Raw genomic sequence first — 25,203 nt, forward strand, 5'->3', positions numbered from 1 at the left:
AACACCCCGGGCCGGGTGATTAGCTCAGTGGTAGAGCGCTTCGTTCACATCGAAGATGTCGGGGGTTCAAATCCCTCATCACCCACCACGCCCCGCATGGCCAGACTGTTTTCCGTGTAACCCGCTATCGCAAGTGTGGGCTGCCGCGTCGTCTGGCGCAGGGCTGCACGCTGCACGACCGTCGAGGGCCCGACATGCGGCGGGATCGCGGATTGCTCGGTGTATCGGGACCAAAGGCAGATCGCCCCCACGATCGCCAGCGCCCATATGATGAGCACGAATATGCCGCCCCCGATCCAGATAAACGCGTTCAGAACGCGAATGCGTTTTGCCATGCGCCCCTCCCTAGGTTCCAACGCAATTCGTGGCACGGACGCCGCCTTGGCTGCGCCTGTCGCCTGATCGGAGTGGGTTTTCCCTCGCCCCCTCGTTGTGCCACCACCGGGACTGTCCTGTCCGGCGTGGCATCTGAAGGCCAGTCAACATTGTTATTCGCGGGTAATCAAATGTTAATTAATCTTCGCTGCACGTCGGAAGCAATGGATTTTTCTTAGAATTTTACTGGAAGTAACAGGCCGTGGTCCGCGAATCCCCGATCTGCCGCATCGGGCAGCCGCCGGTGTTTGGCGCGGGTCGTCGGCGCAAGACGGGTTTGGAGCGGGCTGGATGGATGCGGGCGCGAGACCCGGCCGCAAACAGGCCGCCCCGGTGAGGGGGCCGCACCGGGACTTGCGCCAAGACCGCGGCCCCGCTATCAGCGCCACGTCGGGTGATTAGCTCAGTTGGTAGAGCGCTTCGTTTACACCGAAGATGTCGGGGGTTCGAGTCCCTCATCACCCACCAGACCGACGCCACTCAGTTCTTCGCCACCACCGTCTGCGGCAGGCGCCAGCGCAGCTTGGTCCAGTCGCGCCGGCCCAGGATCATCGACACGGTGGCGAACTTGTAGCCGCCCTCGATCAACCGGTCGAGCGCCGAGGGCATCGCGGCGATGGTCGGGGAATGGATGTCGTGGGTCAGCACGATGGCGCCGGGGCGGCTGTGGGCGACGATCCGGTCGGCCACGACGCTCGATCCCGGTCGCCGCCAGTCCTCGGTATCGACCGACCACAGGATCGTCGGCATCTCGCGTTCGTCATGCACCATCCGGCGCTGGCTGGCGGTCAGCGCGCCATAGGGCGGGCGCATCGTCACCGGCATGCGCTGCACGGCGCGAAACACCGCCTCGGCGGTGCGGTCGAGCTCGCGCAGGACCGAGGCGGTGCCGAGCTGCGACAGCACCGGGTGGCGCCAGGTGTGATTGCCGATCTCGTGGCCCTCGTCGACCATGCGCTTGACGATGTCCGGATAGCGGCTGACGTTGCGCCCGATCACGTAGAAGGTGGCGCGGATGCCGCGGGCCTTGAGGATATCCAGAAGCTGGGGGGTCAATGTCGGGTGCGGCCCGTCGTCGAACGTCATCGCGACGTATTTCTCATGTGTCGGCGATGCGGTGACGGTGATCAGGTCACCGGCCTCGATATCGGTGGGCAGCGCAATGCGGGACGAGGCGGCAAACGCCGCCCCCGGTTTCAGCAAAGTCCCACCCGCAATCGCGGCGCCCGATCCGAGGATCAGGTCTCTTCGGTTAAGCACCTATGCCCCCCCAGGCAAAAGTCCTACAAGGTCTTGCCGACCAGTAGTTGCCGCGCGCGGCCCCTCTGCAACATGTCGTTGGGGCCGGGGCGCGGGTGGGCGCGCGACTGTTGCGGATTTGCATGGGCGGCAGTCGGAAAAGTGAAATCGGGTTCTACTATCCCAACAGAACAAGGGGTTAGCCGTGGGGCTGCTCGTGCCGGAACTCTACCTGATGCGCCACGGCCAATCCGAATGGAATCGCCTCGGCCGCCACCAGGGACGGCTGGAAAGCCCGCTAAGCGACATGGGCCGAACCCAGGCGGCGGCGATGGGGCAGGTGCTGGCCGCCGATCTGGCGGGGCGCGGCGGCGCGTTTGCCGCGCTGACCTCGCCGCAGATCCGCGCCGCAGAAACCGCGCGCCTCGCGCTGGCGCCGGTCGGCGTGACCGCGCGGCCCGACCCGCGCCTGGTCGAGGTGGGCATGGGGGCGTGGCAAGGCTTGACCGACGCCGAAATCTTCGCACGCTGGCCCGATAGCCAGGCACGGCGCGGGGCCGATCCGTTCGGCTGGCATTTCACCGCTCCGGGCGGGGAGAGCTTTGACGGGATTTGCGCGCGGATCGAGGGAGTGCTGGCCGATCTGGCTGGCCCCACGATCATCGTCGGCCACGGGATCGCGCTTCTGGTGCTGCGCGGGCTTGTGCTGGGGCTTGATCGTGCGGCGATGGCCGAATTGCCGCGTGGCCAGGGCGTGGTCTGGCATATCGAGGGCGGGGTGCACCGGACCCTGTCGACGGCGCGGCATGGATCGGCGTAAATAAATGTGCGCCCGGACGCGGAAGCGCTTGACGCCCCGGCGCGGCGCTTCTAGAACCCGGCGGCACGGCGCCCTATATGGTGCCCAGCAGCGGGCGGTTGTAGCTCAGTTGGTTAGAGTACCGGCCTGTCACGCCGGGGGTCGCGGGTTCGAGTCCCGTCAACCGCGCCACCGCTGCCAAGCCCCGGACGAAAAGTCCATGCGCGGTTGTAGCTCAGTCGGTTAGAGTACCGGCCTGTCACGCCGGGGGTCGCGGGTTCGAGTCCCGTCAACCGCGCCATTTCCCGAAATCGTGAAGTCCTGCGGGTTGTGCCCTGATCGTGGTGCATTTACATTCATAAAATTGAATATGAAGGGGCTGCCATGCGCTTGCTCGACAAACTGCCGTTGACGACGGCACTGATCCTCGCCGCGACACTGGGGCTGGCGCCCTTCCTGCCGGAGCCGCATGTCTGGGAAAAGCTCAGGATGCTGGGTGCGGGCGAATTGCGTGCGGCCATCGACATCTTCGACCTCGTGTTCCACGGCTCGCCCTGGGTTGTGCTGGCCGCCAAGCTTGGGCGCATGGCCCAGATCAGGGTGGCCGGGTGAGGTGGCGCCGCGCTGACGCGCGGCGCGCCTCCGGCGGGAGTATTTCGGCCAAGATGAAACCGGGGTCCGGGGTGGCCTTGTTCTGGCGTAGGGCAGGCCTATAGTCGCGAAATGGACGATCCGCCAAAGCCCGAACTGCGCCGGGGCTGGACCACCGGCGCCTGTGCGACCGCCGCGGTCAAGGCGGCGTTGGCCCGGCTGTGGGGCGGGGCCTTTCCCGAAACCGTCACCATCACACTGCCCAAGGGCGAGACGCCCACATTCGCGGTGGCGCACCGGGCCGAAGGGTCGGGCTGGGCCGAGGCGGGCATCACCAAGGACGCAGGCGACGACCCGGATGTGACCCACGGCGCGCTGATCGTGGCACGGCTGCGCGAGGCGGGCGAGGGTGTGCGGTTCATGGCAGGCCAGGGGGTCGGCACGGTAACCCGGCCCGGCCTGCCGATCGCGCCGGGTGAGCCGGCCATCAACCCGGTGCCGCGGCAGATGATGGCCGGGGTGGTGGCCGAGATGGCGAAGCGGCATGGCCGCCCGGGCAATGTCGAGATCACCATTTCCATCCCCGGCGGCGAGGCCCTGGCGGCCAAGACCTGGAACCCTCGGCTGGGCATCGTTGGCGGCCTGTCGGTTCTGGGCACCACCGGCGTGGTGCGGCCGTTTTCCTGCGCCGCCTGGATCGCCTCGATCCATCGCGGCATCGACGTGGCGCGCGCGACCGGGCAAACGCATGTCGCCGGATGCACCGGGGCGACCAGCGAGCGTGCGGTGCAGGCGCTTTATGGGTTGCCGGACCATGCCATGCTCGACATGGGGGATTTCGCCGGCGGGATGCTGAAATACCTGGTGAAACACCCGGTGGCGCGGGTGACGATCGGCGGCGGCATCGGCAAGATCACCAAGCTGGGCCAGGGCGCCATCGACCTGCATTCCGCGCGCAGCCAGGTCGACCTGCCCGCGTTGGCGCAGTTGGTTGGCGACGCGCGCATCGCACAGGTGAATACCGCGCTGCAAGCCTATGAAATCGTGGGGGCACCGCTGGCCAAGGCGGTTGCCGAGCGCGCCCTGGGCGCGGTGCGGGAGCGGTTCGGCACCGCCATGTCGTTTGACGTGGTGGTGGTCGACCGGGAGGGCGCGGTGATCGCGCGTGCCGGGCCATGAAGCGGGTTCTGGTGATGGCCGGGACGGGCGAGGCGCGGGCGCTTTGCCGGCGGCTCGCGGGCGATCCGCGCGTCGAGGTCACGGCCTCGCTGGCGGGCGAGACCAGGGTGCCGGCGGATCTGGGCGTGGCGGTTCGGCGCGGCGGGTTCGGTGGCGAGGACGCGCAGAAAAAAATCATTTCAGACAGCGACTTGACGGCGGTCATTGATGCGACGCATCCGTTTGCCGAGCGGATCTCGCACCGCACGCACCAGATCTGCGCCCGGCTTGACCTGCCGTATCTGCGCCTGATCCGCCCCGGCTGGCAGGCCGAAGAGGGCGACCTTTGGACCTTTGTCGGCCGCCCGGACGAGGTGGCCCTGCATCTGCCCGAGACCGCGACGGTGTTCCTGGCCACCGGGCGCAAGTCGCTGACCGGGTTCGCCAACCTGTCGGGCCGGCGGGTGCTGTGCCGGGTGATCGATCCGCCGGTGGCGCGGTTTCCCCTTGCGGGCGGGGCGTTCGTGGTCGGGCGGCCGTCGTTCTCGGTCGAGGAGGAGGTGCGGCTGTTCACGCGCGAAGGGGTCGACGTGCTGGTGGTGAAGGATGCAGGCGGCGAGGCCGGGCGGGCCAAGCTGCTTGCCGCGCGCCTGTTGCGGCTGCCGGTGATCCTGATCCGCCGTCCAGAAGCGCCGCAGGGCGCGCAGGTCGACAACGTCGACGGCGCGCTTGCGTGGCTGGAGCGGCTGTTGTGATCGGGCGCATCATCGAGAGCGCCGAGGATGTGGCCGAGGGCGCCGACTGGCTGGCGGCGTGCGAGCCGCGATTCGCGGCGGCGCTGGAGCGGACCGGCCCTTTGCCGCTGCGGCGAAAGCCGGACGGATTTGCCGAGTTGCTGGCCGCGATCGTCAGCCAGCAGGTGTCGACCGCCTCGGCGGCGGCGATCTGGGGGCGGATGCAGGCGGCGGGTCTGGACGAGGCGGGCAGGGTGGCCGATGCCAGCGAGGACGACTTGCGCGCAGTGGGCCTCAGCCGGCAGAAGATCCGCTATGCCGGGGCGCTGGCGCGGGCGGGGATCGACTACCGGGCGTTGCGATCCATGCCCGATCCCGAGGTCGTGGCCACGCTGGTCGCGGTGCCGGGGGTCGGGCGCTGGACCGCCGAGATTTATGCCATGTTCTCGCTGGGGCGGGCCGATGTTTTCGCCGCGGGCGATCTGGCGTTGCAGGAGGCGGCGCGGGATCTGTTCGATCTCGAGGCGCGGCCACGCGAGGCGGCGCTGCGGTCGATGGCGGACGATTGGTCGCCATGGCGGGGCGTTGCGGCCCGGTTGCTCTGGGCTTATTACCGGGTGATGACCACGAGGGAAGGGATCAGGGCATGACGAGAGAATTGGCCTTCAAACGCCGTCCGGCGGCATCGGGGAAGACCACGTCGGTGGTGCTGTTTCTGCATGGCTATGGTGCCGACGGCGCCGACCTTTTGGGGCTGGCTGACCCGCTGGGGCCGCATATGCGCGACACCACCTTCATCGCGCCGGATGCGCCCGAACCCTGCGCGGGTAACCCGATGGGCTACCAGTGGTTCCCGATCCCCTGGCTCGACGGATCGAGCGAGGCCGACATGACCGCGGGCGCCATCCGGGCGGCCGAGGACATCGACGCCTTCATCGACCAGGTGCTTGAACAGGAAGAGATAACGCCCGACAGGCTGATCGTGTTCGGGTTCTCGCAAGGCTCGATGATGGCGCTGCAGGTGGTGCCGCGCCGGGCGGGCGAGATTGCCGGGCTGGTGGCGTTTTCCGGCCGTGTGCTCGACCCCGAGAGTTTCGGCCAGGGCATCCTGAGCCGCCCGCCGGTGCTCTTGGTGCATGGCGACCAGGACGAGATGGTGCCGCCGGGGCATTTCCACGAGGCCGGCAAGGCGCTCGAGGCGGCGGGGTTCGATGTCTACGGGCATATCATGGAAGGCACCGGCCACGGCATCGCGCCGGACGGGTTGTCGGTGGCGCTGACCTTCATGGCCCAGCGGTTGGGGATCGACCCCGAGGCCCGGTGAACGGCGGACCGGCCTGCGCTGGTCGTGTCCCCGGGCCACGTTCCCTTGTTCGTGATGCGCATATGATGGGGTTGTCAGACCGTCTGACCCATATATAGTCCGCAACGAAACCGTGTCGGGGGGGGATGTCCCCGCCCTGCATGGATGGCAAGGGCTAGGCGGGCTGTGCGCGACATGGACAGCGACTTCAGGACACATTTCGTGCGAGAGCACGCCAACCCCCGCGCGCACCCGGCGCTGGTCCTGAATGCAGACTACCGGCCCCTGTCCTACTACCCGCTGTCGCTCTGGCCCTGGCAGGAGGCGATCAAGGCGTCGTTTCTGGATCGGGTCGACATCATCGCGGAATATGACGAGGTGGTGCGCTCGCCCTCGCTGGAGATCCGGATCCCCTCGGTGGTGGTGCTGAAATCCTTCGTCAAACCGCAAAAACGCGTGGCCTTCACCCGCTTCAACCTGTTCCTGCGTGACGAGTTCCGTTGCCAGTATTGCGGGGCCAAGGGCGATCTGACCTTCGACCACGTGGTGCCGCGCGCGCGCGGCGGGGTCACGAGTTGGGAAAATGTCGTGGCCGCCTGTTCGCGGTGCAACCTGCGCAAGGGCGCGCGGGCGCTGCACCAGTCGGGGATGCAATTGCGCAAACCGCCGCGCCAGCCCGGGGCCGAGGAACTGATGAACCTGGGCCGCAAGTTCCCGCCGGGCCATCTGCACGACAGCTGGATGGATTTCCTCTACTGGGATGCCGAACTGGAGGCGTAGGCCTGACCCGGCAGAGCGCCTGCGGCGCGCAGGTTGCCAAAGGGGGAGGGGCGCTGCCCCTCACGTCCAGTTTGCACGCAAACTGAACGAACCCCGGAGTATTTTGGCCAAGATGAAGCCCGGATGAAGGGGATCAGGCCCGGCGCCGCCGGCGTCCGCCATCGCGCCCGCCGCGCCCGCCACGGCTTTCGCCACCCGAGGCCGCGTGGTTGAAGCGAATCCATTCGGCGCCGTTGGGGTCGTTGTCGAGCAGGAGGTTGGCGGCGCGGATCGCTTCCATCTCCTTGCCGGGTTTGTAGGCGGTCGAGCCGAGGCCGAACAGGGTGACGAAGGTCTCGTCGTCGATGTCGTCGGGCAGGACGATCCCGGCGGCCTGAACCTCGGCCTTCTTCTCGGCGATCTTGGCCTGGCTCACCGGCAGCGCCAGCGGGTTCATGATCGCCGAGGTCATGCCGGCGGTGGCGGCCATCGGCAGGAAGGCGTTGTTGATGCCGTGCCGGTTCGGCAGGCCGAACGAGATGTTGGAGGCGCCGCAGGTGGTGTTGACGCCCAGTTCCTCGCGCAGGCGGCGCACCAGCGCGAACACCTGTTTGCCCGCCGTCGCCATCGCGCCGATCGGCATCACCAGGGGGTCGACCACGATGTCATGCGCGGGAATGCCGTGATCCGCCGCGCGTTCGACGATGCGCTTGGCGACCGCGAAGCGCACATCCGGGTCTTCGGAGATGCCGGTGTCGTCGTTCGAGATCGCCACCACCGGCACGTTGTATTTCGCCACCAGCGGCAGCACGAACTCCATCCGCTCATCCTCGCCGGTGACCGAGTTGACCAGCGGACGGCCCTTGGTGACCTTCAGCCCGGCTTCGAGTGCTGCGGGCACGGACGAGTCGATGCAGAGCGGCACGTCGACCAGGCCCTGCACCAGTTCCAGCATCGCCGTCATCAGCGGCGGTTCGGTCTCGTTCGGGTTGGGGTTGGAGTTGTAGACCACGCCCGCGTTGACATCGAGCACCGTGGCGCCGCAGGCGACCTGGGCGACCGCGTCGCGCTCGACGGTCGTGAAGTCTCCGGCCTCGAGCTCGGCGGCCAGCTTCTTGCGGCCGGTGGGGTTGATACGCTCGCCGATCACGCAGAACGGCTCGTCAAAGCCGATGGTGACGGACTTGGTGGCGCTTTCCAGAACGGTGCGGGTCATGTGGTCCTCATGGGGTTGGGCAGGGGGCGCTCAGGCGCGGCCGTGGTTGGCGATCAGGCGTTTCAGGTGGTCACGGTCGTATTCGGCATCGAGCCGGGCGGCCTCGGCCTCGGCCAATGCGCGCGGTTCGCCTTCGACCGCGACCGGCCCGACGCGGCGCCAATCCTCGAGATAGGCGGTGCTGTCGCGCGCACCCGCCGCCATCGCGGCGCGGTCGATGGCCTGCTCGAAGCGTTCGGGCAGTTGCACCTTGGCGGCGGCCCGACCCTTGCCGACGATCACCTGGGCCGGGATGTCGCGCCAGTAGACGATGGTAAGGTCGGGCATCTCGGTCCTTTCAGGTCTTCTGTTCGCTGATACGCGCTCGACGCGGGCAGGCGGCGCCGGATATCGACGAACCGCGCGCGGGAAGCGACGTTTCAAGCAGAAGCCATAGTCGGTAAACCCCGCCCGGACCAGCGCCGACGGCTTGAATTCTTCTCATTATCATCATGGCGCAGGGCCACGGCGCTTGCCAGATCGCCGCCGGGCCACTACCTTTGAGGCAACTACGATTTGGAGGGCGTAACGATGGCGCCCAGGCGTCCCAAGGGTGCGGGCGCGTTCCCAAAGCCGGTCGAGCCACCCGCGCCGAAACTGCCGGATCCGGACAGCCTGTATGCGGCTCTGGATCTCGGAACCAACTCGTGCCGCATGCTGATTGCTCAACCCAAGGGCAGCCAGTTTCACGTGGTCGATTCATTCTCGAAATCCGTGCAGCTCGGACAGGGGCTGGGCGGCTCGGGACGGCTGAGCCGTGGCTCGATGGCGCGCACGGTGCAGGCCCTGAAGATCTGCCAGCGCAAGCTTCACAAGCACGAGGTGGCCCGGATGCGGCTGGTCGCCACCGAGGCTTGCCGGCGGGCCACCAATTCAAGCGATTTCATGCGCTATGTCGAGCGTGAGACCGGGCTGCGGCTCGAGGTCATCAAGCCCGAGGAAGAGGCGATGCTGGCGGTCGTGTCCTGCGCGCCGCTGGTCTCGACGCGGACCGAACAGCTTCTGGTGGTCGATATCGGCGGCGGCTCGACCGAGTTGGTGTGGATCGACCTGTCGCAGGTGCCGGCGATGGAACGGCCGCGCGCGATCATGCGGCTGCGCTCGGGCTTTGCCGGCGAGATCGGGCCGTTTCCGGCGGCGCGCGTGGTCGACTGGATCTCGGTGCCCTGGGGCGTGGCGACGCTGCGCGAGCAGTTCGACGATGTCGAGGACGACGCCGGGCGCTTTGCCTTGATGAGCTGGTTCTTCGAGGAGCAGCTTGGCGAGTTTTCGCCCTTCCACCGCGAGACCGCCAAGGAAGGGTTCCAGATCATCGGCACCTCCGGCACGGTGACGACGGTGGCCGCGACCCATCTGGGGCTGAAACGCTATGACCGCAACAAGGTCGACGGGCTGCGCATGACCTCGGAACAGATCGACCGGGTGATCCGCGGCTATCTGGCCGCCGGGCCCGAGGGACGGCGGGCCGATCCGCGCATCGGGCGCGACCGGCAGACGCTGATCATGCCTGGGGCGGCGATCCTGCAGGCGCTGCTCAGGATCTGGCCGACCGACCGGCTGTCGGTGGCGGACCGTGGGTTGCGCGAGGGCTTGCTCTATTCGCAGATGTCGTCGGACGGGGTGCTGGAAGGCGGACCGTTCTGAGCTTTTCCCGCAGGCGCGATCGGGTGTAGACGGCTTGGATCGAGACAGGTGAGACAATGGCAAAACGCACATCCGGGCGCGGCGAGCGCGATCTGAGGGTCAAGGTCAAGACTGCGCGCGGGCGCAAGCTTTCGTCGACGCTCTGGCTGGAGCGGCAGCTCAACGACCCATACGTCAAGCGCGCGCAGGCCGAGGGCTACCGCGGGCGGGCGGCGTTCAAGATCCTCGAGCTGGACGACAAGGTCGGCTTTCTCAAGCCCGGCGCGCGGGTGGTCGACCTGGGCTCGGCGCCCGGTGGCTGGCTTCAGGTCGCGGTCGAGCGGGTGAATGCGCTTGGCACGCGCAGGGGCAAGCCGGTGGGTCGGGTGCTGGGTGTCGACCTGCAGGAGGTCGAGCCGGTGGCGGGCGCCGAGGTGCATCAGCTCGATTTCATGGCGGACGGGGCCGACGACCAGGTCAAGGCCTGGCTGGGCGGCAAGGCGGACGTGGTGATGAGCGACATGGCGGCGGCCAGTTCCGGCCACAAGCAGACCGACCACCTGCGCATCATCGCGTTGGGCGAGGCGGCGGCACATCTCGCCTTCGACGTGCTCGACGAGGGCGGCACCTTCGTGGCCAAGGTGCTGGCCGGTGGCGCCGAGGGCGAGTTGCAGAAGCTTCTCAAGCAGAAGTTCACCAAGGTGGTGAACGTCAAACCCCCAGCCAGCCGCTCGGACTCGTCGGAGAAATTCGTGGTGGCGACCGGGTTTCGCGGCTGAGGACACGCCCTATTCGAGGGTCGCAAAGAACTCCCAGATCTCGGTCGCGCCGTCGAATTCGAAGGTCGCGCGCCCGATGAACGGCAGGTCAGGCCCGCCCGAGGGCCATTTGTGCCCGCCGCCGGTGATCCTGACACCGGCCAGCGGCACATCGCACCCGGCCCAGTCGCTGCGTTCCGCTGCGGTGCCATCGTCCAGCGCGTCACGGGTCGTGACCGCGCCGACCCCCGTGCATCCGGCCTGATCGGCGAAGAAGGCTATGCTTGCATCGTGGCTGAGAAGCGTCATGTCGGTGCCCCAGCCGGAAATGATCCGTCCGCCGTCGAAGGGCACGATGGGGTCGTCGGTGCCGTGGATCAGCAGCAACGGAAAGGCGGGCGCATCGGCGCAATCGTCGCGCAGCATCGCCGGCAAGGTCATCCCCACCACCGCCACGCCGGCCAGCACGCCTGCGCGCTTGCAGGCATAGGACAGCCCGATAATGCCGCCCTGCGAAAACCCGGCCAGATAGATGCGGTCGCGGTCGATCCGGGCCTGCGTGTCGACCGCCGCGATGACCTGATCGAGATAGGCGAGGTCATCGCGCGGCGGCACCAGCCGGGCCGCGCCGGGGCCTTCGCCGACGTTCCAGACCCGGTGCAGGGCGCTTGGATAGGCGGTGACGAACCCTTGTTCGGCGGCGAGTGCGTCGAACCGGTGGCGGGTGGTGGTCGCCATGCGCGGGCCGCTTTCAAGCACCCCGTGCAGCACCAGGATCAGCGGCGCCGGGTCGGGCAGGTGTTCGGGGATGGTGACGAGAACCTCGCGCGCATGACCGTCGAGGGTGAAGCGCAGCCTCTCGCCCCGGGCGGGGGCGGCGACGAGCAGCAGGAGCAGGAGGACCAATCTCATCGGTCGGGCACGCATAGCCATGTCATGCCGCCACTATGCCCGCCCGGCGCGCAGGTTCAATTCAGAATGCGGCCCAGTCGGTGAAGATCGGCTTGAGAACCGGCACCGGCTTCGGCTCTGGCCGGGTGCGGGTGCTGTTGTCGGACCTGTCTTGGGTGTCCACGCGGGTGCGTTTCGGCTCGGGGTTGGTCCGGCTCCTGGGGTCGGTGAATGACGCCATCTGCGCTTCTCCGTATTCGGCCCGGCGCTTGCGCGGGCTTCGGTTGCGGTGCCCTGTCGGCCCTCTTCTGGGGAAGGTCCGTAAGGCAAGCATCGCACCCGAGATGGGCATGGTCAGGGCAGGTCCGGGGCCTCTTGATGCCGAAACCATGGCGTCCGCCTGCGCCGCGATGCCGCGCAGGAATGGCTTGCCAGAGAATATCAGTTAGAAATATTGCAAGATGACGATGTGTTCGCCGGGCCAGACCTCGTGGGCGCGGGCAACCCGGTGCGGGAGGGCACAGGCATGTATCGCAGGGTCAACAGCGGCGGGTTCATCGGGGCCATGACCCTGGGCATCGTCATCGTGATGGCGGTTTTCACCTGGGTGATGTGGGGCATGTCGCGGCAGGTCTACGTGATGACCGACGTGATGGTCGAGTTGAACGGCAGTTTCAAATCCATGGTCGTCGACATGAACGACATCAACGTCAATATGGTCGCGATGCGCGACAGCATGGGGCGGATGGAAGGGACCATGGCTGGCATGTCCGCCGATATCGCCGCGATGAGCGGCAACATCGGCGACATGACCGGGCGGATGGCGCAGATGACCGGCACGATGCAGGCGATGACCGCCAATATCGCCCGGATGATCGCCGATGTGGGGCGGGCATCCTATGCCTTCTCCAATCCGGCCTCCTACATGTTCGGCGGTGGCCCGTTCCCGTTCTGACCGGGACAGGGGCGAGCGGACCGCGAATCGTTTCGCGCTAACGGCGAGTGCGCGGGGCCGGGCATTCGGTCTCAGGCGCGCAGGTAACGCCTGAAAAAGACCGGATCGCCAGTCCCGCACCCCGGCGAGCGCCGGGAAATCGCCCGAAAATCTGCGCCAAAGTGACGCGATTTGCCGGTGTGAGCGCTGACTCTGACAAAAATCAATGAAATTTTCGCCAAACATGTTTAGACATACGAATATTACGATATTCGAATGCGAAAGATCTATTTTCTGTCTCAGCCTTGAGGAACGACGATGGGACCGTTTGGACGTCACGCACTCTGCGCCGCAGTCCTGAGCCTCGCCGCCACGGCGAGCTTCGCCGAAACCCCCGCCTATTCCGCCATCGCCGGCAATTTCCTGACCGCGCCGGTGGTGACCGCCCAGATCGGCGGCAGCGCAACCGTAGGGGGAACGGTGGTGCCGTTCAAACAGGTGACGCTGTCGGCCCAGGCGCCGGGGATCGTGACCTTTCTCGCGGGCGCCGAGGGGCACCGGGCCGAAGAGGGCGAGGTGCTTGTGCGCCTCGACGATCAGAACCTCGCCGCCCAGCGCCGCGCGGCGCTGAGCCAGGTCTACCAGGCCGAGGCGGCGCTGAGGAACTCTTACATGCAGTATTCGCGCGAGCTTTACTCGCCGCGCGTCAACTCCGTCACCGGCTTTCCCGGCATGGGCGTTCCGGCCACCTTCGACCAGTTCTTCACCCGCGGCTTTTCCTCGATGACCGGCCAGTCCAACCCGGGGCTGGAGCGTCAGGCCGACCTTTACGCACAAGGCGTCGGCGTCGATCAGGCGCAGAACGCGCTGGCCGCCGCCCAGGCCAACCTCGAGGCGATCGACGCGGGCCTGCGCGACTATCAGTCGGTGGCGGGCTTTGCCGGGATCGTCGTGGCCAAGCATGTCGAGGTCGGCGACACCGTGCAGCCGGGCATGCCGCTGGTGACCTATGCCTTCGTCGACTACCTGCGCGTCGAGGCCGACGTGCCGGTGCGCCTGGCCGCCGGTCTGGCCGAGGGCATGCTGGTGCCCGCGCGGCTCGATGCCGGCGCGCAGGTCGAGGCAAAGGTGGCGCAGATCTACCCCGTCGCCGACCCGATGCGCCACACGGTGACGGTCAAGTTCGACCTGCCGCTGGGCACGCCGGGCGGGCCGGGGATGTATGCCGAGGTGACCGTGCCCGACGCCTCGGTGCCGGTGCAGACCCAGACCGCGGTGCCCGCCGAGGCGCTTTTGTGGCGCGGCAGCCTGCCCTCGGTCTTCGTTCTGGATAATGGCCGGCCCTCGCTGCGCATCGTGCGCGTCGGCTATCCGCTGGCCGATGGCCGGGTGTCGGTGGTGTCGGGCCTGTCGGGCGGCGAGGTGGTGATCCTCAATCCGCCCGCCTCGCTGGTGTCCGGACAGTAGGGGGCCGCCATGACCGACCACCCCCACCAGAACAGGGACGACCCCGGGGCCGAAGGCCTGGGCCTGGCCGGGCGCCTGGCCAAGGCCTTCATCACCTCGCCGCTGTCGCCGCTCTTGCTGGTGGCCTGCCTGGCGCTGGGTCTGGCCGGGCTGGCGCTGACGCCGCGACAGGAAGACCCGCAGATCTCGGTCCCGATGGTCGACATCTTCTTCAGCTATTCCGGCATGTCCGCCGAGCAGGTCGCCTCGCTCGCCACCGATCCGCTGGAGCGGTTGATGAGCGAGATCCCGGGCGTCGAGCACGTGTTTTCCGCCTCCGAGCGTGACGGCGCGATGGTGACGGTGCAATTCGAGGTCGGCGAAGAGATGGGGCCGTCGCTGGTCAAGCTCAACGACAAAATCGCCTCGAACCTCGACAAGATCCCGCCGGGCGTGAGCCAGCCGCTGATCCGCCCCAAGGGCGTCGATGACGTGCCGGTGGTGACCCTGACGCTGTGGAGCCACGAGGTCGACGAGGGCGCGCTGCGCGCGCTGGGTCTCGACGTGATGCAGCGGCTCAAGGAAGTGCCCAACACGGCCCAGAGCTTTGTCGTCGGCGGGCGCTCGGACGCGATCAAGGTCGAGGTGTTCCCCGAGCGTCTGGCGGGTTTCGGCATCGGGTTGGACGAGATCGCGCGCACCATTCGGGCTGCGAACTCCGAACGCGGCGTCGGCACGGTCGAGGCCGGGGCAAGCTCGTTCACGCTCTATACCGGGGCATTCCTGACCTCGGCGCGCGACATCGAGAACCTGATGGTCGGCGTGCACCAGGGCCAGCCCACCTATATCCGCGACGTTGCACTGGTGACCGAGGGCACCGACGACGCGACCTCGATGGTCAGCTATTACACCGGCCCCGCCTATGGCCACGACGGTCACGGCGCGGCGGCTGACGCGGCCCACGGCCCGCTGGCCCCGATCGGCGCACCCGCCGTCACCATCGCGGTGGCCAAGAAGGCCGGGTCGAACGGCGTCAGCGTCGCGGATGCGGTGCTGGCCTATGTCGAGCGGCTGCAGGGCGACCTGATCCCCGACAACGTCACCGTCGAGGTCACCCGAAACTATGGCGAGACCGCGAACGAGAAGGTCAACGAACTGATCTTCAAGCTGTTCGTGGTGACCGGCGCGGTGACCGTGCTGATCTGGCTGGCGCTTGGCATCCGCGCCGCCTCGGTGGTGCTGATCGTCATCCCGGTGGTGATCCTGGTGACGGTCTTTTCCGCCTACCTGCTGGGCTACACCATCGACCGGGTGTCGCTGTTCGCGCTGATCTTTTCCATCGGCATCCTGGTCGATGACGCCATCGTGGTGGTCGAGAACATCTATCGCCGCTGGCTCGAGGAAGGCCAGTGCAGCGAAAGCTGCAACGTCGATGCGGTGCGCGAAGTCGGCAACCCGACCATCCTGGCCACCTTCACGGTGATCGCGGCGCTTTTGCCGATGGGCTTCGTGTCGGGCATGATGGGCCCCTACATGGAGCCGATCCCGGCGCTTGGGTCGGTGGCGATGCTGTTCTCGCTGTTCGCCGCCTTCATCTTCACGCCGTGGCTGGCGCAGCGCATCCGCCCGCCGATGCACCTGCTGGAAAAGGCCCAGGCGAAAGAGCATCGCCAGAACCTCGCGCTGAACCGCTTTTTCGTGCGTCTGCTGGTGCCGCTCCTGACCAAGCGGGTCAACGGCTGGGCCTTTGCCGTCGGCTTGCTGGCGGTGTTCGTGGCAAGCCTCGGGCTGTTCTACACCACCTCGGTGACGGTCAAGATGCTGCCCAAGGACAACAAGCCGGAATACAACGTCACCGTGAACATGCCCGAGGGCACGCCGATGCCGGTGACCGCCAACGTGGTGGCGCGGCTGGCCGAGGAACTGGTTGCCCTGCCGGAAGTGGTGGCGCTGCAAAGCTATGTCGGCACCGCCAGCCCGTTCAACTTCAACGGCCTTGTGCGCCACAGCTACATGCGCGCCGATCCGTGGCAGGCCGATATCCAGGTCCAGCTGGTGCCCAAGCATGACCGCGACCGGTCGTCCGAGGATATGGCCGCCGCCACCCGCGAGATCCTGACCCCGATCGCCCGCAGCCTTGGCGCGCGCATCGAGGTGGTCGAGATGCCGCCGGGCCCGCCGGTCCTGCAAACCATGGTGGCCGAGATCTACGGCCCCGACGCGGCCACCCGGCGTGCCGTGGCGCGCGATGTCGAGGCGCTGTTCGAGCAGGCCGAGACCATCGTCGATGTCGACGCCTACCTGCAGGCGCCCTATCCGTCATGGCGCTTCGTGGTCGACCGCGAAAAAGCCTCGCGCCGGGGTGTCTCGGTCGAGGATATCAACCGCCAGCTTGACATGGTGATGGGCGGCTTCATCCTGGGCGATGTCAAGAACGAACGCGCGGTCGAACCCCGCTTCATCTACCTGCAGATGCCGCTGGCGCTGCGCGGCCAGTTCGGGCGGCTCGGGCAACTGCCGGTGCCCTCGGCCTCCGGCGCGATGATCCCGCTGACCGAACTGGGCCATTTCGAGCAGTTCCAGATCGACGACCCGGTCTATCACAAGGACCTGCGCGCGGTCGAATACGTCACCGGCGACGTCGCCGGGCGGCTGGGCGCGCCGATCTACGGCATCTTCGAGATGGAAGACCTGCTGGACGGCTACACCACGCCCGACGGGGTGCGCGTCGACACCAACTATATCGGTCCGCCCGCCGACAGCATGGCCTCGGCGCTGGAATGGACCGGCGAATGGACCGTCACCTACGAGACCTTCCGCGACATGGGCCTTGCCTTCGGCGCGGCGCTGATCCTGATCTACATCCTCGTGGTCTGGGAGTTTGGCAACTTCACCCTGCCTGCCATCGTGATGGCGCCGATCCCGCTGACCCTGATCGGAATCGTGCCGGGGCACTGGCTGTTCGGTGCGTCGTTCACCGCCACCTCGATGATCGGTTTCATCGCGCTGGCCGGGATCATCGTGCGAAACTCGATCCTGCTGGTCGATTTCTCGATGCACGCGGTCCGGCGCGGCATGGATGTGCAGGACGCGGTGATCAACGCCTGCCAGACCCGGACCCGGCCGATCCTGATCACCGCCGCGGCGCTGATAGCGGGGTCGTCGGTGATCCTGTCGGACCCGATCTTCCAGGGCATGGCGATCTCGCTGATGTTCGGCGGGCTGGTCTCGACACTGCTCACGCTGGTGGTGATCCCGCTGGGCTGCGTGAGTTTCCGCAAGGCGCTGCTGAATTCGGCGGGCGAGGATGACATGGGCGGCGGCGGAGTGGCCGCGCCCCAGGACCCGAAAACCGCGCTGGCGCGGGCGCGCGCCGAGCGCGGGGCAGGGGGCGGGCTGATCGGCGGGTTGGTCGCGGTGCTGCGCGGGGCGGTCGACCTCGTGGTGCTCATGGTTGATCTGATCGCGCTTGGCCTGCGCAAGCTGGTCTCGGCCCTGGCCCCGCGCCAGGAGCGCCCGGCGATGGCCACGGCCGCCGCCGCGCCCGTGCCGCCGGAACCGGCCCCAGCGCCTTCGCCGGTGAAGGAGCCGGCCCCGAAGCCTGCCGCCAAGCCGCGCGCCAAGACTGCGGCGAAACCGTCTGCCAAGGCGCCGCCGAAGAAACCCGCGAAGAAACCGGCACAAAAGCCCGCTGGCAGGGCCGCCGACAAGCGCACAGCGAAACCGGCCAGCAAGCCCGCGCCGGGGCGGCGGGGCATCCGGCTCAAGGGACAGGACGGAGGCAGGAATGACTAGGCCCGCCGCCAGATCGCTCGCGCTGCTCGCCGTGCTCGTCACCGGTCTGGCAACGCCCGCCGCTGCGCAGATGCAACTGCCCGCGCCGCCGGTGCCCGGACCCTATCCGCTGATGCCGGTGCCGATGCCTTATTCGCAGCCCGGCGTCAGCCAGCGCCCCGCGCCGGTGTTTCCGGGGCCGCAGGCCGGCATGCGCGTGCCCTACTGGATGCAGCAACCCGCGCCGGGCGTGCCGGTGGGCGATGCGCCGGCCGCGACCGGACCTGGTGCCGACTATGCCCCGGTGCCGGGGGTCGGGCGGCAGGGGCAACCCAATCAGCCCTACGTGCCGCAACCCTATTGGCAACCGCAGGGCAGTTGGATGCAGCCACCCGGATGGGGTGCGCCGCAACCGGGCTGGGGTGGACCGGGCTGGGTGATGCCTCAAGGCGGAGGTGGCCAGTGATGCACCGAACCCAGGCCCTTGCCGGTGGCCTCGTGCTGAGCCTTCTGGCCGCGCCGGGCGTGGCCCAGAACGCGAACCCCTGGAGCCAGCGCCCGGCAGCAACCGGCTATGCGACCGCGCCGGTCGCACCGCCGCAACCGGCAACCGGCACCTATGCGCCGGCCGACCTCGAGGCGCGCCTGTCGGCCCCGACCGTCACCGCGACCCCGGCCCAGCCGCAGGTGGCCCCCGGCCAGCCGGTCGCACCTGTCGCGCCGGGCGCCGGGGCGGTGGTGCCGCCCTATGCCGGGCTGCCGCTGAGCGGCGGCTATGGCTACCTGTCCGCCTACCCGAGCGCGCCGGTCGTGACCGGCGGCTATCCGGCCACGGCCTATCCCTACGGCGGCGGCTATCCCGCCACGGCCTACCCCTATGGCGGTGGTTATCCGTCCTTTGGCGGCGTGCCGGGATATGGCGGCGTGCCGGGCGGCTATGGAATGCCCGGCTATGGCGGGGCGGGCTACGGCCTGCCCGGGTATGGCGCAACCGGCTACGGCCTGCCGGCCTACGGCACCGGATGGAATGGCCCGACCAGCGGCTGGGGGCCCAGCGGCCTCGGCATGCCGATGGGAGGGTTTTCGCCTTTCGGCTTCTGACGAAGCCGAGGCAGTCGACCGCGCCCTCGGGCGCAAGAAGTTGGAGCATGGCATGCGTCCCGGTGCCGGTCTCCAAACCTGGACACGGGACGTTTGAAAGGGAGTTGAGAACATGCGCAAGCTTCTCGCCACTGTCGCCATCGCCGCCGGCCTGTCCGGCGCGCTCGTCACCACCGCTGCCGCCCAGGGCTGGGGCCCGGGCTATGCCCCCGGATACGGCGGCTATGCCCCCGGTTATGCGCCGGGCTACGGCGGCTACGGCCCCGGCTATGGCGGCTATGGTCCGTGGAACAACGGCGGTTGGGGTGGCCCCTGGAACAACAGCGGCTGGGGTGGCCCGTGGAACAACGGCGGCTGGATGCCGTGGAACAACGGTTGGGGCAACAACTGGGGCAACAACTGGGGCCCGTTCGACGGTGACGGCGACGGCTCGGGGTCGTTCAACTTCGGCTTCTCGGGCGATGCCAATGCCCGTGGCCGCGGTCAGGGCTATGGCCAGGGTTACAACCAGGGCTATGGCGGCTACGGCCCCTACTACGGCAACCCCTACTACGGTGCGCCGGGCTATCCGATGCAGCCGGGCATGATGCCGATGCAGCCGGGCCAGATGCCGCCGATGCAGCCGGGCCAGATGCCCGCGCCCGGCGCCCAACCCGCGCCCGGCGATACCGGCGACGCGCCGCAGACGCCGGCCCCCGAGGCCCCGACCGAGTAATCGGACCGGTCTTGCATGACACCGCCCGCCCCCCAGGCCCGGGGGGCGGGCACCCCCTGCCGAGATCGGAGGCCCGTCGATGACCCTGAAAACGCTGACCGCCCGCGCCATGGGCACCCTGGCCCTGACGCTTTCGCTGGCGCTGCCCCTGGCGGCCCAGACCGACGCGCCGCCGGCCTATTCGGCCACCGCGCTGCACCGTCTGCCCGATGGCACGGTGAACGCGGGCCGCGTGATCAAATCCGGCCCCGACATGCGCATGGAATACACCGAGAACGGCCGCGACATGGTCCAGATCATCCGCCGCGCCGAGGGCGTGATGTATCTGCTCGACCCGGCCGCACATAGCTTTTTCGAGATGCGCGGCGCCCCGTCCGCCGATCCCGGCGGCGTCGGCTACCTGCCGCCGTGCCAGGAGGGCGACCCGATGCTGGTCTGCACCTTCATCGGCACCGAGGTCGCCTCGGGCATCACCGCCGAGATCTGGGACATCGCCACCCCCGGCGCCGAGGGCGTGACGCGTATCTTGTGGGACGGCGCGCGCCACCGCGCGCTGCGCCAGACCTACCCGGACGGCAGCCAGATGAAGATGACCTTCAAGGCGATGGTCGAGCTGTCTGGCCGCACCGTCGAACACTGGAGCATCGCGGCCACCAGCCCGAGCCAGCCGCCGCAAAGCGGCGAATGGTTCTATGACCCCGAACTGCGCGTCGAGATCCGCGAGGTTCTGCCCTCGGGCGAGAGCCGCAGCCTCGAGGACATCGCGGTCGGCCCGGTCGACCCGGCGCTGTTCAACGTGCCCGAAGGCTGGACCCGGATCGAGATGCCGGCCCCGCCGATCCCGCCGGCTGGCAGCAACTGAGCGCGGCGGGGGCGGCAATGCTGACACTCTACGCCAATTTCAAGGGCGGCACCGGCAAGAGCACGATCGTCTTCAACATGGGCGTCTGGCTGGCGGCGCGCGGCCATTCGGTGACGATCTGCGACCTCGACCCGCAGCGCACCGTCACCGACGTGGCCGAAATCCGCGACGAGATGGGGTTTGAGCCGACGCTGGCCGTCACCCATGCGCTGCCCGACCGGGGCAAGACCACCGGCCAATGGCTGGCCGATGTCGGCCTGTCGGACTCCGGCGCGATGCGGGCCGCGATCCGCGCGGCGGGGCGCATCGTGGTGCCAGTGACGCCGTCGCAGGCCGACATCTGGGCGACCCAGCATTTCCTTGAAATCATTGCCGAAGAACGCGCCGAGGGCGACCGGCCCGAGGTGCTGGGCTTCGTCAACCGTGCCGACCCGCACCCGCGCTCGCGCGAGAATGCCGAGACCGTGGCGGCGCTGACCGCACTGGCCGGGATCGAGGCCTTGCAACCCAGACTGGTGCAGCGGCTGGCCTTTCGCCGGTCGTTCTCGGAAGGGCTGGCGCCGGGCGAGTTGGAGCCGGGCGGCAAGGCGGCGCGCGAGCTTGATGCGTTGGCGCGCGCGATCCATGGCCCGGCCCGATAGGAGCGACCCCGATGCTGATGCCGATCCTTCGCCTAGTCCTGATCTACCTGGTGCTGACGCTCGCCGTGGTCGGGGTGTTCAAGCGCGACAACCTGATGCGGCTTGTCGCGGGCGACCTGCCCGCCGCCGAGACGCCCGCGCCGATGCCGCGCCCGGCCGTCGCCGCCCCCGCCGCACCGGCGCCCAGCCCGGCGCAACCCGCCACGCCGGTGGCCGCGCCGACGCCTGCCGTCCAGCCCGCCACCCAGCCGGACACCGTGACCGAGGCCGACCTCGCCACCGCCATCAACGCCGCGCGCGCGGCCTATTGGGCGGGCGACATCGCCGGGGCCAGGGCGCAACTGATCGCGCTGGCCGGCGCCCATCCCGACAACCCGGACCTGAAGGGCGAGCTTGGCAATCTGCACTTTTCCCAGCGCGACTATCCGGCCGCCGCGACCGCCTATCTCGAAGCCGCCAACCTGTTGATCGCACAAGATCAATTCGCCCGCGCCGGCGGTCTTCTGCCCGTCCTGCGCCAAATCGACCCCGGCAAGGCCGAGACCCTCGCCGCCCGGCTGCAAAACCGCTAAACGGGGGGCGAAAGGGAGCCTTAGATGAACCAGTCGCTCGCCAACCGCCTGACGCGTCTCGAACGTCACCTACAGGCCGAGAACCCGGTGCTGCTGGAGGTGCTGCCGACCTATTACAAGTTCGACAAGATCCTCTACCGCATGGGCCTGATCGGGCGCGAAACCTCGCTGGCGTCGCGCATTTCGTGGTGGCCGCTGATCGCGGTGATGGGCACGTTTTCCTCGGGCAAGTCGACCTTCATCAACAGCTTCATCGGTGAAAAGATACAGGACACCGGCAACCAGGCGGTCGACGACAAGTTCACCGTGATCTGCCAGCGCACCTCGGACACCACCGCCAACCGCACCCTGCCGGGCACCGCGCTCGACGCCGACCCGCGCTTTCCGTTCTACCGGATTTCCAGCGAGATCGAGAAGGTGGCAAAGGGCGAGGGCAAGCATATCGAGAGCTATCTGCAACTACGCACCACCCAGCAGCCGACCATCGCCAACAAGATCATCATCGACAGCCCCGGCTTCGATGCCGACGACCAGCGCCGCTCGACCTTGCGCATCACCGATCACATCATCGACCTGTCCGACCTCGTGCTGGTGTTCTTCGACGCCCGCCACCCCGAACCGGGGGCGATGCAGGACACGCTGGAGCACCTTGTCGCGCGCACCGCCAAGCGCACCGACGCGTCGAAATTCCTCTATATCCTCAACCAGATCGACACTGCCGCGATGGAAGACAACCCCGAGGACATCACCGGCGCCTGGCAACGCGCGCTGGCCCATGCCGGGCTGTCGTCGGGCCAGTTCTTCACCATCTACAACGAAGACGCGGCGGTGCCGATCGCCGATCACACCCGCCGCGCCCGGTTCCAGGCCAAGCGCGACGCCGACCTGGCCCGCATCCATGCCCGCATCGACGAGGTCGAGCTGCACCGCAACTACCGCATCGTCAGCTTCATCGAGACGGTGGCGAAAGAGATCGAGCATGACCTTCTGCCCCAGCTTCAGGCCGCGCGGCAGCGCTGGCGCCGGGGCGTGGCAATGATCGACGCGGGCGCCCTGGTGCTGGGGCTGGCGGCGACCGGCGGGCTGTTGTCGCTGTTCGGCTGGTGGCCGTCGGCGGCGGTGTTCTCGGTCGACTGGCTGGCGGCGCATCGGATCGAGGCGCTGGCGGTCGTGCTGGCCATCGGTGTGATGTTCGCGGCGGTGCATTTCTGGGCGCGCGGCATGATGGCCAAACGCATCGCGAAAAAACTGCCCGAGGATTACGGCGAAGTCGATCTTGATCTGAAATCCGCGTTTCTCAAGGGAACGCGCTGGTTTCGCAGTATTTTCCTGCGCGCGCCCGCAGGCTGGACCCGGCGCACAGAGGCCCGGCTGCGCACGCTGCGCGACACCGTCGCGGGCCATATCCAGAACCTCAACGACCGCTATGCCGACCCCTCGGCCAAGCCCGCGCCCGAACCGGACCCGACGCCCTTGCCGGAACCGGACCCCGTGCGCGAACCGGCGGATGACAAAAGCGCGACGGACACCTGACATGCATGAAACCGACCCCTGCGCGCTGCCCGAGGGCCGCTGCGGCGACCTCGCCTTTCGGCTCGCGGTCTACGAGGCGGGCCATGCCCTGACCGCACGCGCGCTCGGGTTTCGGGTGCTGAGCGTCAAGATGCGCCCGCGCCCGCCGGTCATGGAAAGCGACAAGGTGCTGGGCAACACCTTCCGCTCGCTGACCACGGTGCTGGAAAACCGCTGCATCGAGCTGTTCGGCGGCCAGATCGCCGAGGATCACGCGTGTGCCACCGCGTCGTGCTGCACCGGCGACGTGGCGCGGATCGACGAATTGTGCCGGCTGATCTCGGGCCTCGACGGGCGGCGCGAACCGGAGGATATCTGGTTCGAGCTTGAGGACGTGGCGCTGGAGATCTTCCGCGCGCCGAAGATGCGCGACGCCATCGTGCCGCTGGCCGAGTTTCTGTTCGCCGAAGTCGCGCGGGGCGAGACCATCGTGCCCGGCGCGCGCGTCGAGGCCTGGATGGACGACCTCATCGGCCCGCGCCCGAAACGCGGCGGGTTGCTCCGGCGGCTGACCACGCGCGCCTAGCCCTTGGCCCCCTGGCCGCGCGCATAGACATCCTCGTAACGCACGATGTCGTCTTCGCCGAGGTAGCTGCCGGTTTGCACCTCGATCAGCACCATCGGCACCTTGCCGGGGTTCTCCATCCGGTGGCGCGCGCCCAGCGGGATATAGACGCTCTCGTTCTCGGCCACCAGCTTGACCTCGTCGTCCACCGTCACCTTGGCGGTGCCCGAGACCACGATCCAGTGTTCCGAGCGGTGGACATGGCTTTGCAGGCTCAGGGTCGCGCCGGGGTGGACGTGGATGCGCTTGACCTGGAATCGCTCGCCGATCACGAGGCTCTCGAACCAGCCCCAGGGGCGGTGGTCGACCGGAAAGGTGGTGGCCTGCGCCACGTTGCGGCCCTTGAGGACCGACACCGCCTGTTTCACGTCCTGTGCGCGCGACATGTCGGCGACCAGCACCGCGTCGTTCATCGCGATGGCCATGATGTTGTTCAGCCCGATGCCCACCACCTCGAGCCGGTCGCTTTCCGACCGGATCAGCGCGTTGTCGCAGTCGATCGCGGTGGCGTTGCCCGACAGGCTGACGCCGCGCGCATCCGGCCCGGCCTCACGCCAGACCGCGTCCCAGCCGCCAAGGTCCGACCAGCCGCCGGAAAACGGCACCACGGCCAGGTTGCCCGCGCGTTCCATCACCGCATAGTCGACCGAGATGTTCTCGGCGTCCGCCCACGGTTCGGCGGCGAGGCGCAGAAAGCCGAGGTCGGGCTCGGCCGCCTCGACGGCGGCACTGACCGGCGCGATCAGGTCCGGCGCATGGGTCTGGAAGGCCGCGATGATGTCGGCGGCCTTCACGAGGAAAATGCCGGCGTTCCACAGGTAGGTGCCGGCGGCGAGCATCTCGGCGGCGCGCGCGGCATCCGGTTTCTCGACGAAGCGCGACAGTGCGACCGGCGCGCCGTTGCCGTCCGGCCTTTCGGCAAGCTCGAGGTAGCCATAGGCGGTCTCGGGATGGGTGGGCGCGATGCCGAAGGTCACGAGCTTGCCATCGGCCACCGCCGACAAGCCCTGCGCGATGGCCGCGTGGAACGCGCCCAGGTCGGTGACGACATGGTCGGAGGGCGCCACCAGCATCACCGCTTCGGGGTCGGTGCGCGCGACATGCAGCGCCGCGGCCAGCACGGCGGGGCCGGTGTTTCGCCCCTCGGGTTCGATGAGGATGGCGCCGGAGTCGATGCCCACGCCCGCCAGTTGTTCGGTGACGATAAAGCGGAAATCCGAGTTGGTCAGCACCACGGGCGGTGCGAAATCCAGCCCGCCAACCTTGCCCGACAGGCGCAGCGCCGAGGCCTGGAACAGGGTCCGCTCGCCCATCAGCGGCACGAACTGCTTGGGGTAGGATTGCCGCGACAACGGCCAAAGCCGCGTGCCCGATCCGCCGCAGAGGATGACTGGAATGATCATTGGTTTCCTGCCTGAATTGATGCTTTTCGGCATCTTCTTTGCAACGCAAGCCAAGCACAACCCTGAATGGCAGCAGCGGGCGCCTGCGGGCATCCCGCATCGGCATTGCGGTTGAGCCGCCCCCGCGATTGGC

27 protein-coding genes and 4 tRNA genes are annotated in these 25,203 nt (G+C 68.1%); 25 read left to right on the plus strand and 6 right to left on the minus strand.

The window, feature by feature from the left end:
- The first annotated feature begins 13 nt into the window (after positions 1-13).
- Both FVF75_RS09675 and FVF75_RS09680 read left to right on the plus strand, forming a co-directional pair.
- Positions 14-88: transfer RNA gene (locus tag FVF75_RS09675), tRNA-Val, on the plus strand.
- A gap of 679 nt (positions 89-767) precedes the next feature.
- Positions 768-843: transfer RNA gene (locus FVF75_RS09680), tRNA-Val, on the plus strand.
- Positions 844-855: 12 nt separating this feature from the next.
- Here the strand turns inward: FVF75_RS09680 and FVF75_RS09685 are convergent.
- Positions 856-1,635: a polysaccharide deacetylase family protein gene (locus FVF75_RS09685; RefSeq protein ID WP_148377770.1), complete on the minus strand. Its 780-nt coding sequence runs from the start codon at positions 1,633-1,635 to the stop codon at positions 856-858.
- A gap of 184 nt (positions 1,636-1,819) precedes the next feature.
- On the opposite strand from FVF75_RS09685, the gene FVF75_RS09690 reads away from it, so the two are divergent.
- From FVF75_RS09690 to FVF75_RS09730, 9 genes are all read left to right on the plus strand, one after another.
- Complete coding sequence (locus tag FVF75_RS09690; protein WP_246138054.1) at positions 1,820-2,434, plus strand: histidine phosphatase family protein; 615 nt, start codon at positions 1,820-1,822, stop codon at positions 2,432-2,434.
- Positions 2,435-2,528: 94 nt separating this feature from the next.
- A tRNA-Asp gene (locus FVF75_RS09695) sits at positions 2,529-2,605 on the plus strand.
- 32 nt (positions 2,606-2,637) lie between these two features.
- Positions 2,638-2,714 (plus strand) — tRNA-Asp (locus tag FVF75_RS09700).
- 83 nt (positions 2,715-2,797) lie between these two features.
- Positions 2,798-3,025 carry an RND transporter gene (locus FVF75_RS09705; protein ID WP_148377771.1) on the plus strand — a complete coding sequence of 76 codons (228 nt, stop codon included), beginning with the start codon at positions 2,798-2,800 and terminating at the stop codon, positions 3,023-3,025.
- A 111-nt stretch (positions 3,026-3,136) separates the two neighbouring features.
- The gene (locus FVF75_RS09710) at positions 3,137-4,183 is read left to right on the plus strand and encodes a cobalt-precorrin-5B (C(1))-methyltransferase (protein ID WP_148377772.1); all 1,047 of its coding nucleotides are present in this window, start codon (positions 3,137-3,139) and stop codon (positions 4,181-4,183) included.
- Positions 4,180-4,917 (plus strand): cobalt-precorrin-6A reductase, encoded by a 738-nt coding sequence (locus FVF75_RS09715; protein ID WP_148377773.1) that lies wholly within the window; start codon positions 4,180-4,182, stop codon positions 4,915-4,917. Before FVF75_RS09710 ends, FVF75_RS09715 begins: the two co-directional genes overlap by 4 nt.
- The gene (locus FVF75_RS09720) at positions 4,914-5,546 is read left to right on the plus strand and encodes a DNA-3-methyladenine glycosylase family protein (RefSeq protein WP_246138055.1); all 633 of its coding nucleotides are present in this window, start codon (positions 4,914-4,916) and stop codon (positions 5,544-5,546) included. Before FVF75_RS09715 ends, FVF75_RS09720 begins: the two co-directional genes overlap by 4 nt.
- Positions 5,543-6,220, plus strand: a complete 678-nt coding sequence (locus tag FVF75_RS09725) for an alpha/beta hydrolase (RefSeq protein ID WP_148377774.1) — start codon at positions 5,543-5,545, stop codon at positions 6,218-6,220. Before FVF75_RS09720 ends, FVF75_RS09725 begins: the two co-directional genes overlap by 4 nt.
- Before the next feature lie 174 nt (positions 6,221-6,394).
- Positions 6,395-6,979: an HNH endonuclease gene (locus FVF75_RS09730; protein WP_148377775.1), complete on the plus strand. Its 585-nt coding sequence runs from the start codon at positions 6,395-6,397 to the stop codon at positions 6,977-6,979.
- A 133-nt stretch (positions 6,980-7,112) separates the two neighbouring features.
- On the opposite strand, the gene FVF75_RS09735 is transcribed toward FVF75_RS09730, so the two are convergent.
- Together FVF75_RS09735 and FVF75_RS09740 are read right to left on the minus strand one after the other, a co-directional pair.
- Entirely contained in the window at positions 7,113-8,174 is a 1,062-nt protein-coding gene (locus tag FVF75_RS09735; RefSeq protein ID WP_148377776.1) for a methyltetrahydrofolate cobalamin methyltransferase, read from the minus strand.
- 30 nt (positions 8,175-8,204) lie between these two features.
- Positions 8,205-8,501 (minus strand): virulence factor, encoded by a 297-nt coding sequence (locus tag FVF75_RS09740; protein WP_148377777.1) that lies wholly within the window; start codon positions 8,499-8,501, stop codon positions 8,205-8,207.
- Between the two features lie 243 nt (positions 8,502-8,744).
- Here FVF75_RS09740 and FVF75_RS09745 point away from each other — a divergent pair, with 243 nt between their 5' ends.
- Positions 8,745-9,857 (plus strand): Ppx/GppA phosphatase family protein, encoded by a 1,113-nt coding sequence (locus FVF75_RS09745; protein WP_148377778.1) that lies wholly within the window; start codon positions 8,745-8,747, stop codon positions 9,855-9,857.
- A gap of 56 nt (positions 9,858-9,913) precedes the next feature.
- Complete coding sequence (locus FVF75_RS09750) at positions 9,914-10,615, plus strand: RlmE family RNA methyltransferase (protein WP_148377779.1); 702 nt, start codon at positions 9,914-9,916, stop codon at positions 10,613-10,615.
- Positions 10,616-10,624: 9 nt separating this feature from the next.
- On the opposite strand, the gene FVF75_RS09755 is transcribed toward FVF75_RS09750, so the two are convergent.
- Both FVF75_RS09755 and FVF75_RS17550 read right to left on the minus strand, forming a co-directional pair.
- Positions 10,625-11,506: a CE1 family esterase gene (locus FVF75_RS09755; protein WP_187393032.1), complete on the minus strand. Its 882-nt coding sequence runs from the start codon at positions 11,504-11,506 to the stop codon at positions 10,625-10,627.
- A 61-nt stretch (positions 11,507-11,567) separates the two neighbouring features.
- The gene (locus FVF75_RS17550) at positions 11,568-11,726 is read right to left on the minus strand and encodes a hypothetical protein (RefSeq protein WP_187393033.1); all 159 of its coding nucleotides are present in this window, start codon (positions 11,724-11,726) and stop codon (positions 11,568-11,570) included.
- Between the two features lie 213 nt (positions 11,727-11,939).
- On the opposite strand from FVF75_RS17550, the gene FVF75_RS09760 reads away from it, so the two are divergent.
- From FVF75_RS09760 to FVF75_RS09810, 11 genes are all read left to right on the plus strand, one after another.
- Positions 11,940-12,440, plus strand: coding sequence for a hypothetical protein (locus tag FVF75_RS09760; RefSeq protein ID WP_148377781.1), 501 nt, complete (start codon positions 11,940-11,942; stop codon positions 12,438-12,440).
- Between the two features lie 297 nt (positions 12,441-12,737).
- Positions 12,738-13,886 carry an efflux RND transporter periplasmic adaptor subunit gene (locus tag FVF75_RS09765; protein WP_148377782.1) on the plus strand — a complete coding sequence of 383 codons (1,149 nt, stop codon included), beginning with the start codon at positions 12,738-12,740 and terminating at the stop codon, positions 13,884-13,886.
- Positions 13,887-13,895: 9 nt separating this feature from the next.
- On the plus strand, positions 13,896-17,660 hold the full coding sequence (locus FVF75_RS09770; RefSeq protein ID WP_148377783.1) for an efflux RND transporter permease subunit: 3,765 nt from the start codon (positions 13,896-13,898) through the stop codon (positions 17,658-17,660).
- Positions 17,653-18,105, plus strand: coding sequence for a hypothetical protein (locus FVF75_RS09775; protein WP_148377784.1), 453 nt, complete (start codon positions 17,653-17,655; stop codon positions 18,103-18,105). Before FVF75_RS09770 ends, FVF75_RS09775 begins: the two co-directional genes overlap by 8 nt.
- Positions 18,105-18,740 (plus strand): hypothetical protein, encoded by a 636-nt coding sequence (locus tag FVF75_RS09780; protein ID WP_148377785.1) that lies wholly within the window; start codon positions 18,105-18,107, stop codon positions 18,738-18,740. Before FVF75_RS09775 ends, FVF75_RS09780 begins: the two co-directional genes overlap by 1 nt.
- Before the next feature lie 112 nt (positions 18,741-18,852).
- Complete coding sequence (locus FVF75_RS17555) at positions 18,853-19,455, plus strand: hypothetical protein (protein ID WP_187393034.1); 603 nt, start codon at positions 18,853-18,855, stop codon at positions 19,453-19,455.
- A 79-nt stretch (positions 19,456-19,534) separates the two neighbouring features.
- A complete protein-coding gene (locus FVF75_RS09790) occupies positions 19,535-20,317 on the plus strand; it encodes a hypothetical protein (RefSeq protein ID WP_148377786.1) in 783 nt (260 codons plus the stop codon).
- A gap of 17 nt (positions 20,318-20,334) precedes the next feature.
- Positions 20,335-20,958 (plus strand): nucleotide-binding protein, encoded by a 624-nt coding sequence (locus tag FVF75_RS09795; RefSeq protein ID WP_148377787.1) that lies wholly within the window; start codon positions 20,335-20,337, stop codon positions 20,956-20,958.
- Positions 20,959-20,969: 11 nt separating this feature from the next.
- Positions 20,970-21,530: a hypothetical protein gene (locus tag FVF75_RS09800; protein WP_148377788.1), complete on the plus strand. Its 561-nt coding sequence runs from the start codon at positions 20,970-20,972 to the stop codon at positions 21,528-21,530.
- 24 nt (positions 21,531-21,554) lie between these two features.
- Complete coding sequence (locus tag FVF75_RS09805; RefSeq protein ID WP_148377789.1) at positions 21,555-23,063, plus strand: dynamin family protein; 1,509 nt, start codon at positions 21,555-21,557, stop codon at positions 23,061-23,063.
- A 1-nt stretch (position 23,064) separates the two neighbouring features.
- A complete protein-coding gene (locus FVF75_RS09810; RefSeq protein WP_148377790.1) occupies positions 23,065-23,628 on the plus strand; it encodes a hypothetical protein in 564 nt (187 codons plus the stop codon).
- Here the strand turns inward: FVF75_RS09810 and FVF75_RS09815 are convergent.
- Entirely contained in the window at positions 23,625-25,070 is a 1,446-nt protein-coding gene (locus tag FVF75_RS09815; protein WP_148377791.1) for a mannose-1-phosphate guanylyltransferase/mannose-6-phosphate isomerase, read from the minus strand. The two genes, FVF75_RS09810 and FVF75_RS09815, sit on opposite strands and share 4 nt — an antisense overlap.
- Here FVF75_RS09815 and FVF75_RS17860 point away from each other — a divergent pair.
- Positions 25,063-25,185: a hypothetical protein gene (locus FVF75_RS17860; RefSeq protein ID WP_281289598.1), complete on the plus strand. Its 123-nt coding sequence runs from the start codon at positions 25,063-25,065 to the stop codon at positions 25,183-25,185. The two genes, FVF75_RS09815 and FVF75_RS17860, sit on opposite strands and share 8 nt — an antisense overlap.
- Positions 25,186-25,203 lie beyond the last annotated feature (18 nt).

Source organism: Maritimibacter fusiformis (assembly GCF_008086115.1).
Lineage (GTDB): Bacteria > Pseudomonadota > Alphaproteobacteria > Rhodobacterales > Rhodobacteraceae > Muriiphilus > Muriiphilus fusiformis.

What these genes read in the sequence shown, in the direction of transcription:
- FVF75_RS09705 (WP_148377771.1), top strand. Translation starts at nt 2,798, where the DNA reads ATGCGCTTGCTCGACAAACTGCCGTTGACGACGGCACTGATCCTCGCC.
- FVF75_RS09745 (WP_148377778.1), top strand. Translation starts at nt 8,745, where the DNA reads ATGGCGCCCAGGCGTCCCAAGGGTGCGGGCGCGTTCCCAAAGCCGGTC.
- FVF75_RS09780 (WP_148377785.1), top strand. Translation starts at nt 18,105, where the DNA reads ATGCACCGAACCCAGGCCCTTGCCGGTGGCCTCGTGCTGAGCCTTCTG.
- FVF75_RS09770 (WP_148377783.1), top strand. Translation starts at nt 13,896, where the DNA reads ATGACCGACCACCCCCACCAGAACAGGGACGACCCCGGGGCCGAAGGC.
- FVF75_RS09775 (WP_148377784.1), top strand. Translation starts at nt 17,653, where the DNA reads ATGACTAGGCCCGCCGCCAGATCGCTCGCGCTGCTCGCCGTGCTCGTC.
- FVF75_RS09805 (WP_148377789.1), top strand. Translation starts at nt 21,555, where the DNA reads ATGAACCAGTCGCTCGCCAACCGCCTGACGCGTCTCGAACGTCACCTA.
- FVF75_RS09815 (WP_148377791.1), bottom strand. Translation starts at nt 25,070, where the DNA reads ATGATCATTCCAGTCATCCTCTGCGGCGGATCGGGCACGCGGCTTTGG.
- FVF75_RS17555 (WP_187393034.1), top strand. Translation starts at nt 18,853, where the DNA reads ATGCGCAAGCTTCTCGCCACTGTCGCCATCGCCGCCGGCCTGTCCGGC.
- FVF75_RS09725 (WP_148377774.1), top strand. Translation starts at nt 5,543, where the DNA reads ATGACGAGAGAATTGGCCTTCAAACGCCGTCCGGCGGCATCGGGGAAG.
- FVF75_RS09765 (WP_148377782.1), top strand. Translation starts at nt 12,738, where the DNA reads ATGGGACCGTTTGGACGTCACGCACTCTGCGCCGCAGTCCTGAGCCTC.
- FVF75_RS17860 (WP_281289598.1), top strand. Translation starts at nt 25,063, where the DNA reads ATGATCATTGGTTTCCTGCCTGAATTGATGCTTTTCGGCATCTTCTTT.
- FVF75_RS17550 (WP_187393033.1), bottom strand. Translation starts at nt 11,726, where the DNA reads ATGGCGTCATTCACCGACCCCAGGAGCCGGACCAACCCCGAGCCGAAA.
- FVF75_RS09810 (WP_148377790.1), top strand. Translation starts at nt 23,065, where the DNA reads ATGCATGAAACCGACCCCTGCGCGCTGCCCGAGGGCCGCTGCGGCGAC.
- FVF75_RS09740 (WP_148377777.1), bottom strand. Translation starts at nt 8,501, where the DNA reads ATGCCCGACCTTACCATCGTCTACTGGCGCGACATCCCGGCCCAGGTG.
- FVF75_RS09715 (WP_148377773.1), top strand. Translation starts at nt 4,180, where the DNA reads ATGAAGCGGGTTCTGGTGATGGCCGGGACGGGCGAGGCGCGGGCGCTT.
- FVF75_RS09800 (WP_148377788.1), top strand. Translation starts at nt 20,970, where the DNA reads ATGCTGATGCCGATCCTTCGCCTAGTCCTGATCTACCTGGTGCTGACG.
- FVF75_RS09710 (WP_148377772.1), top strand. Translation starts at nt 3,137, where the DNA reads ATGGACGATCCGCCAAAGCCCGAACTGCGCCGGGGCTGGACCACCGGC.
- FVF75_RS09795 (WP_148377787.1), top strand. Translation starts at nt 20,335, where the DNA reads ATGCTGACACTCTACGCCAATTTCAAGGGCGGCACCGGCAAGAGCACG.
- FVF75_RS09750 (WP_148377779.1), top strand. Translation starts at nt 9,914, where the DNA reads ATGGCAAAACGCACATCCGGGCGCGGCGAGCGCGATCTGAGGGTCAAG.
- FVF75_RS09755 (WP_187393032.1), bottom strand. Translation starts at nt 11,506, where the DNA reads ATGAGATTGGTCCTCCTGCTCCTGCTGCTCGTCGCCGCCCCCGCCCGG.
- FVF75_RS09735 (WP_148377776.1), bottom strand. Translation starts at nt 8,174, where the DNA reads ATGACCCGCACCGTTCTGGAAAGCGCCACCAAGTCCGTCACCATCGGC.
- FVF75_RS09730 (WP_148377775.1), top strand. Translation starts at nt 6,395, where the DNA reads ATGGACAGCGACTTCAGGACACATTTCGTGCGAGAGCACGCCAACCCC.
- FVF75_RS09790 (WP_148377786.1), top strand. Translation starts at nt 19,535, where the DNA reads ATGACCCTGAAAACGCTGACCGCCCGCGCCATGGGCACCCTGGCCCTG.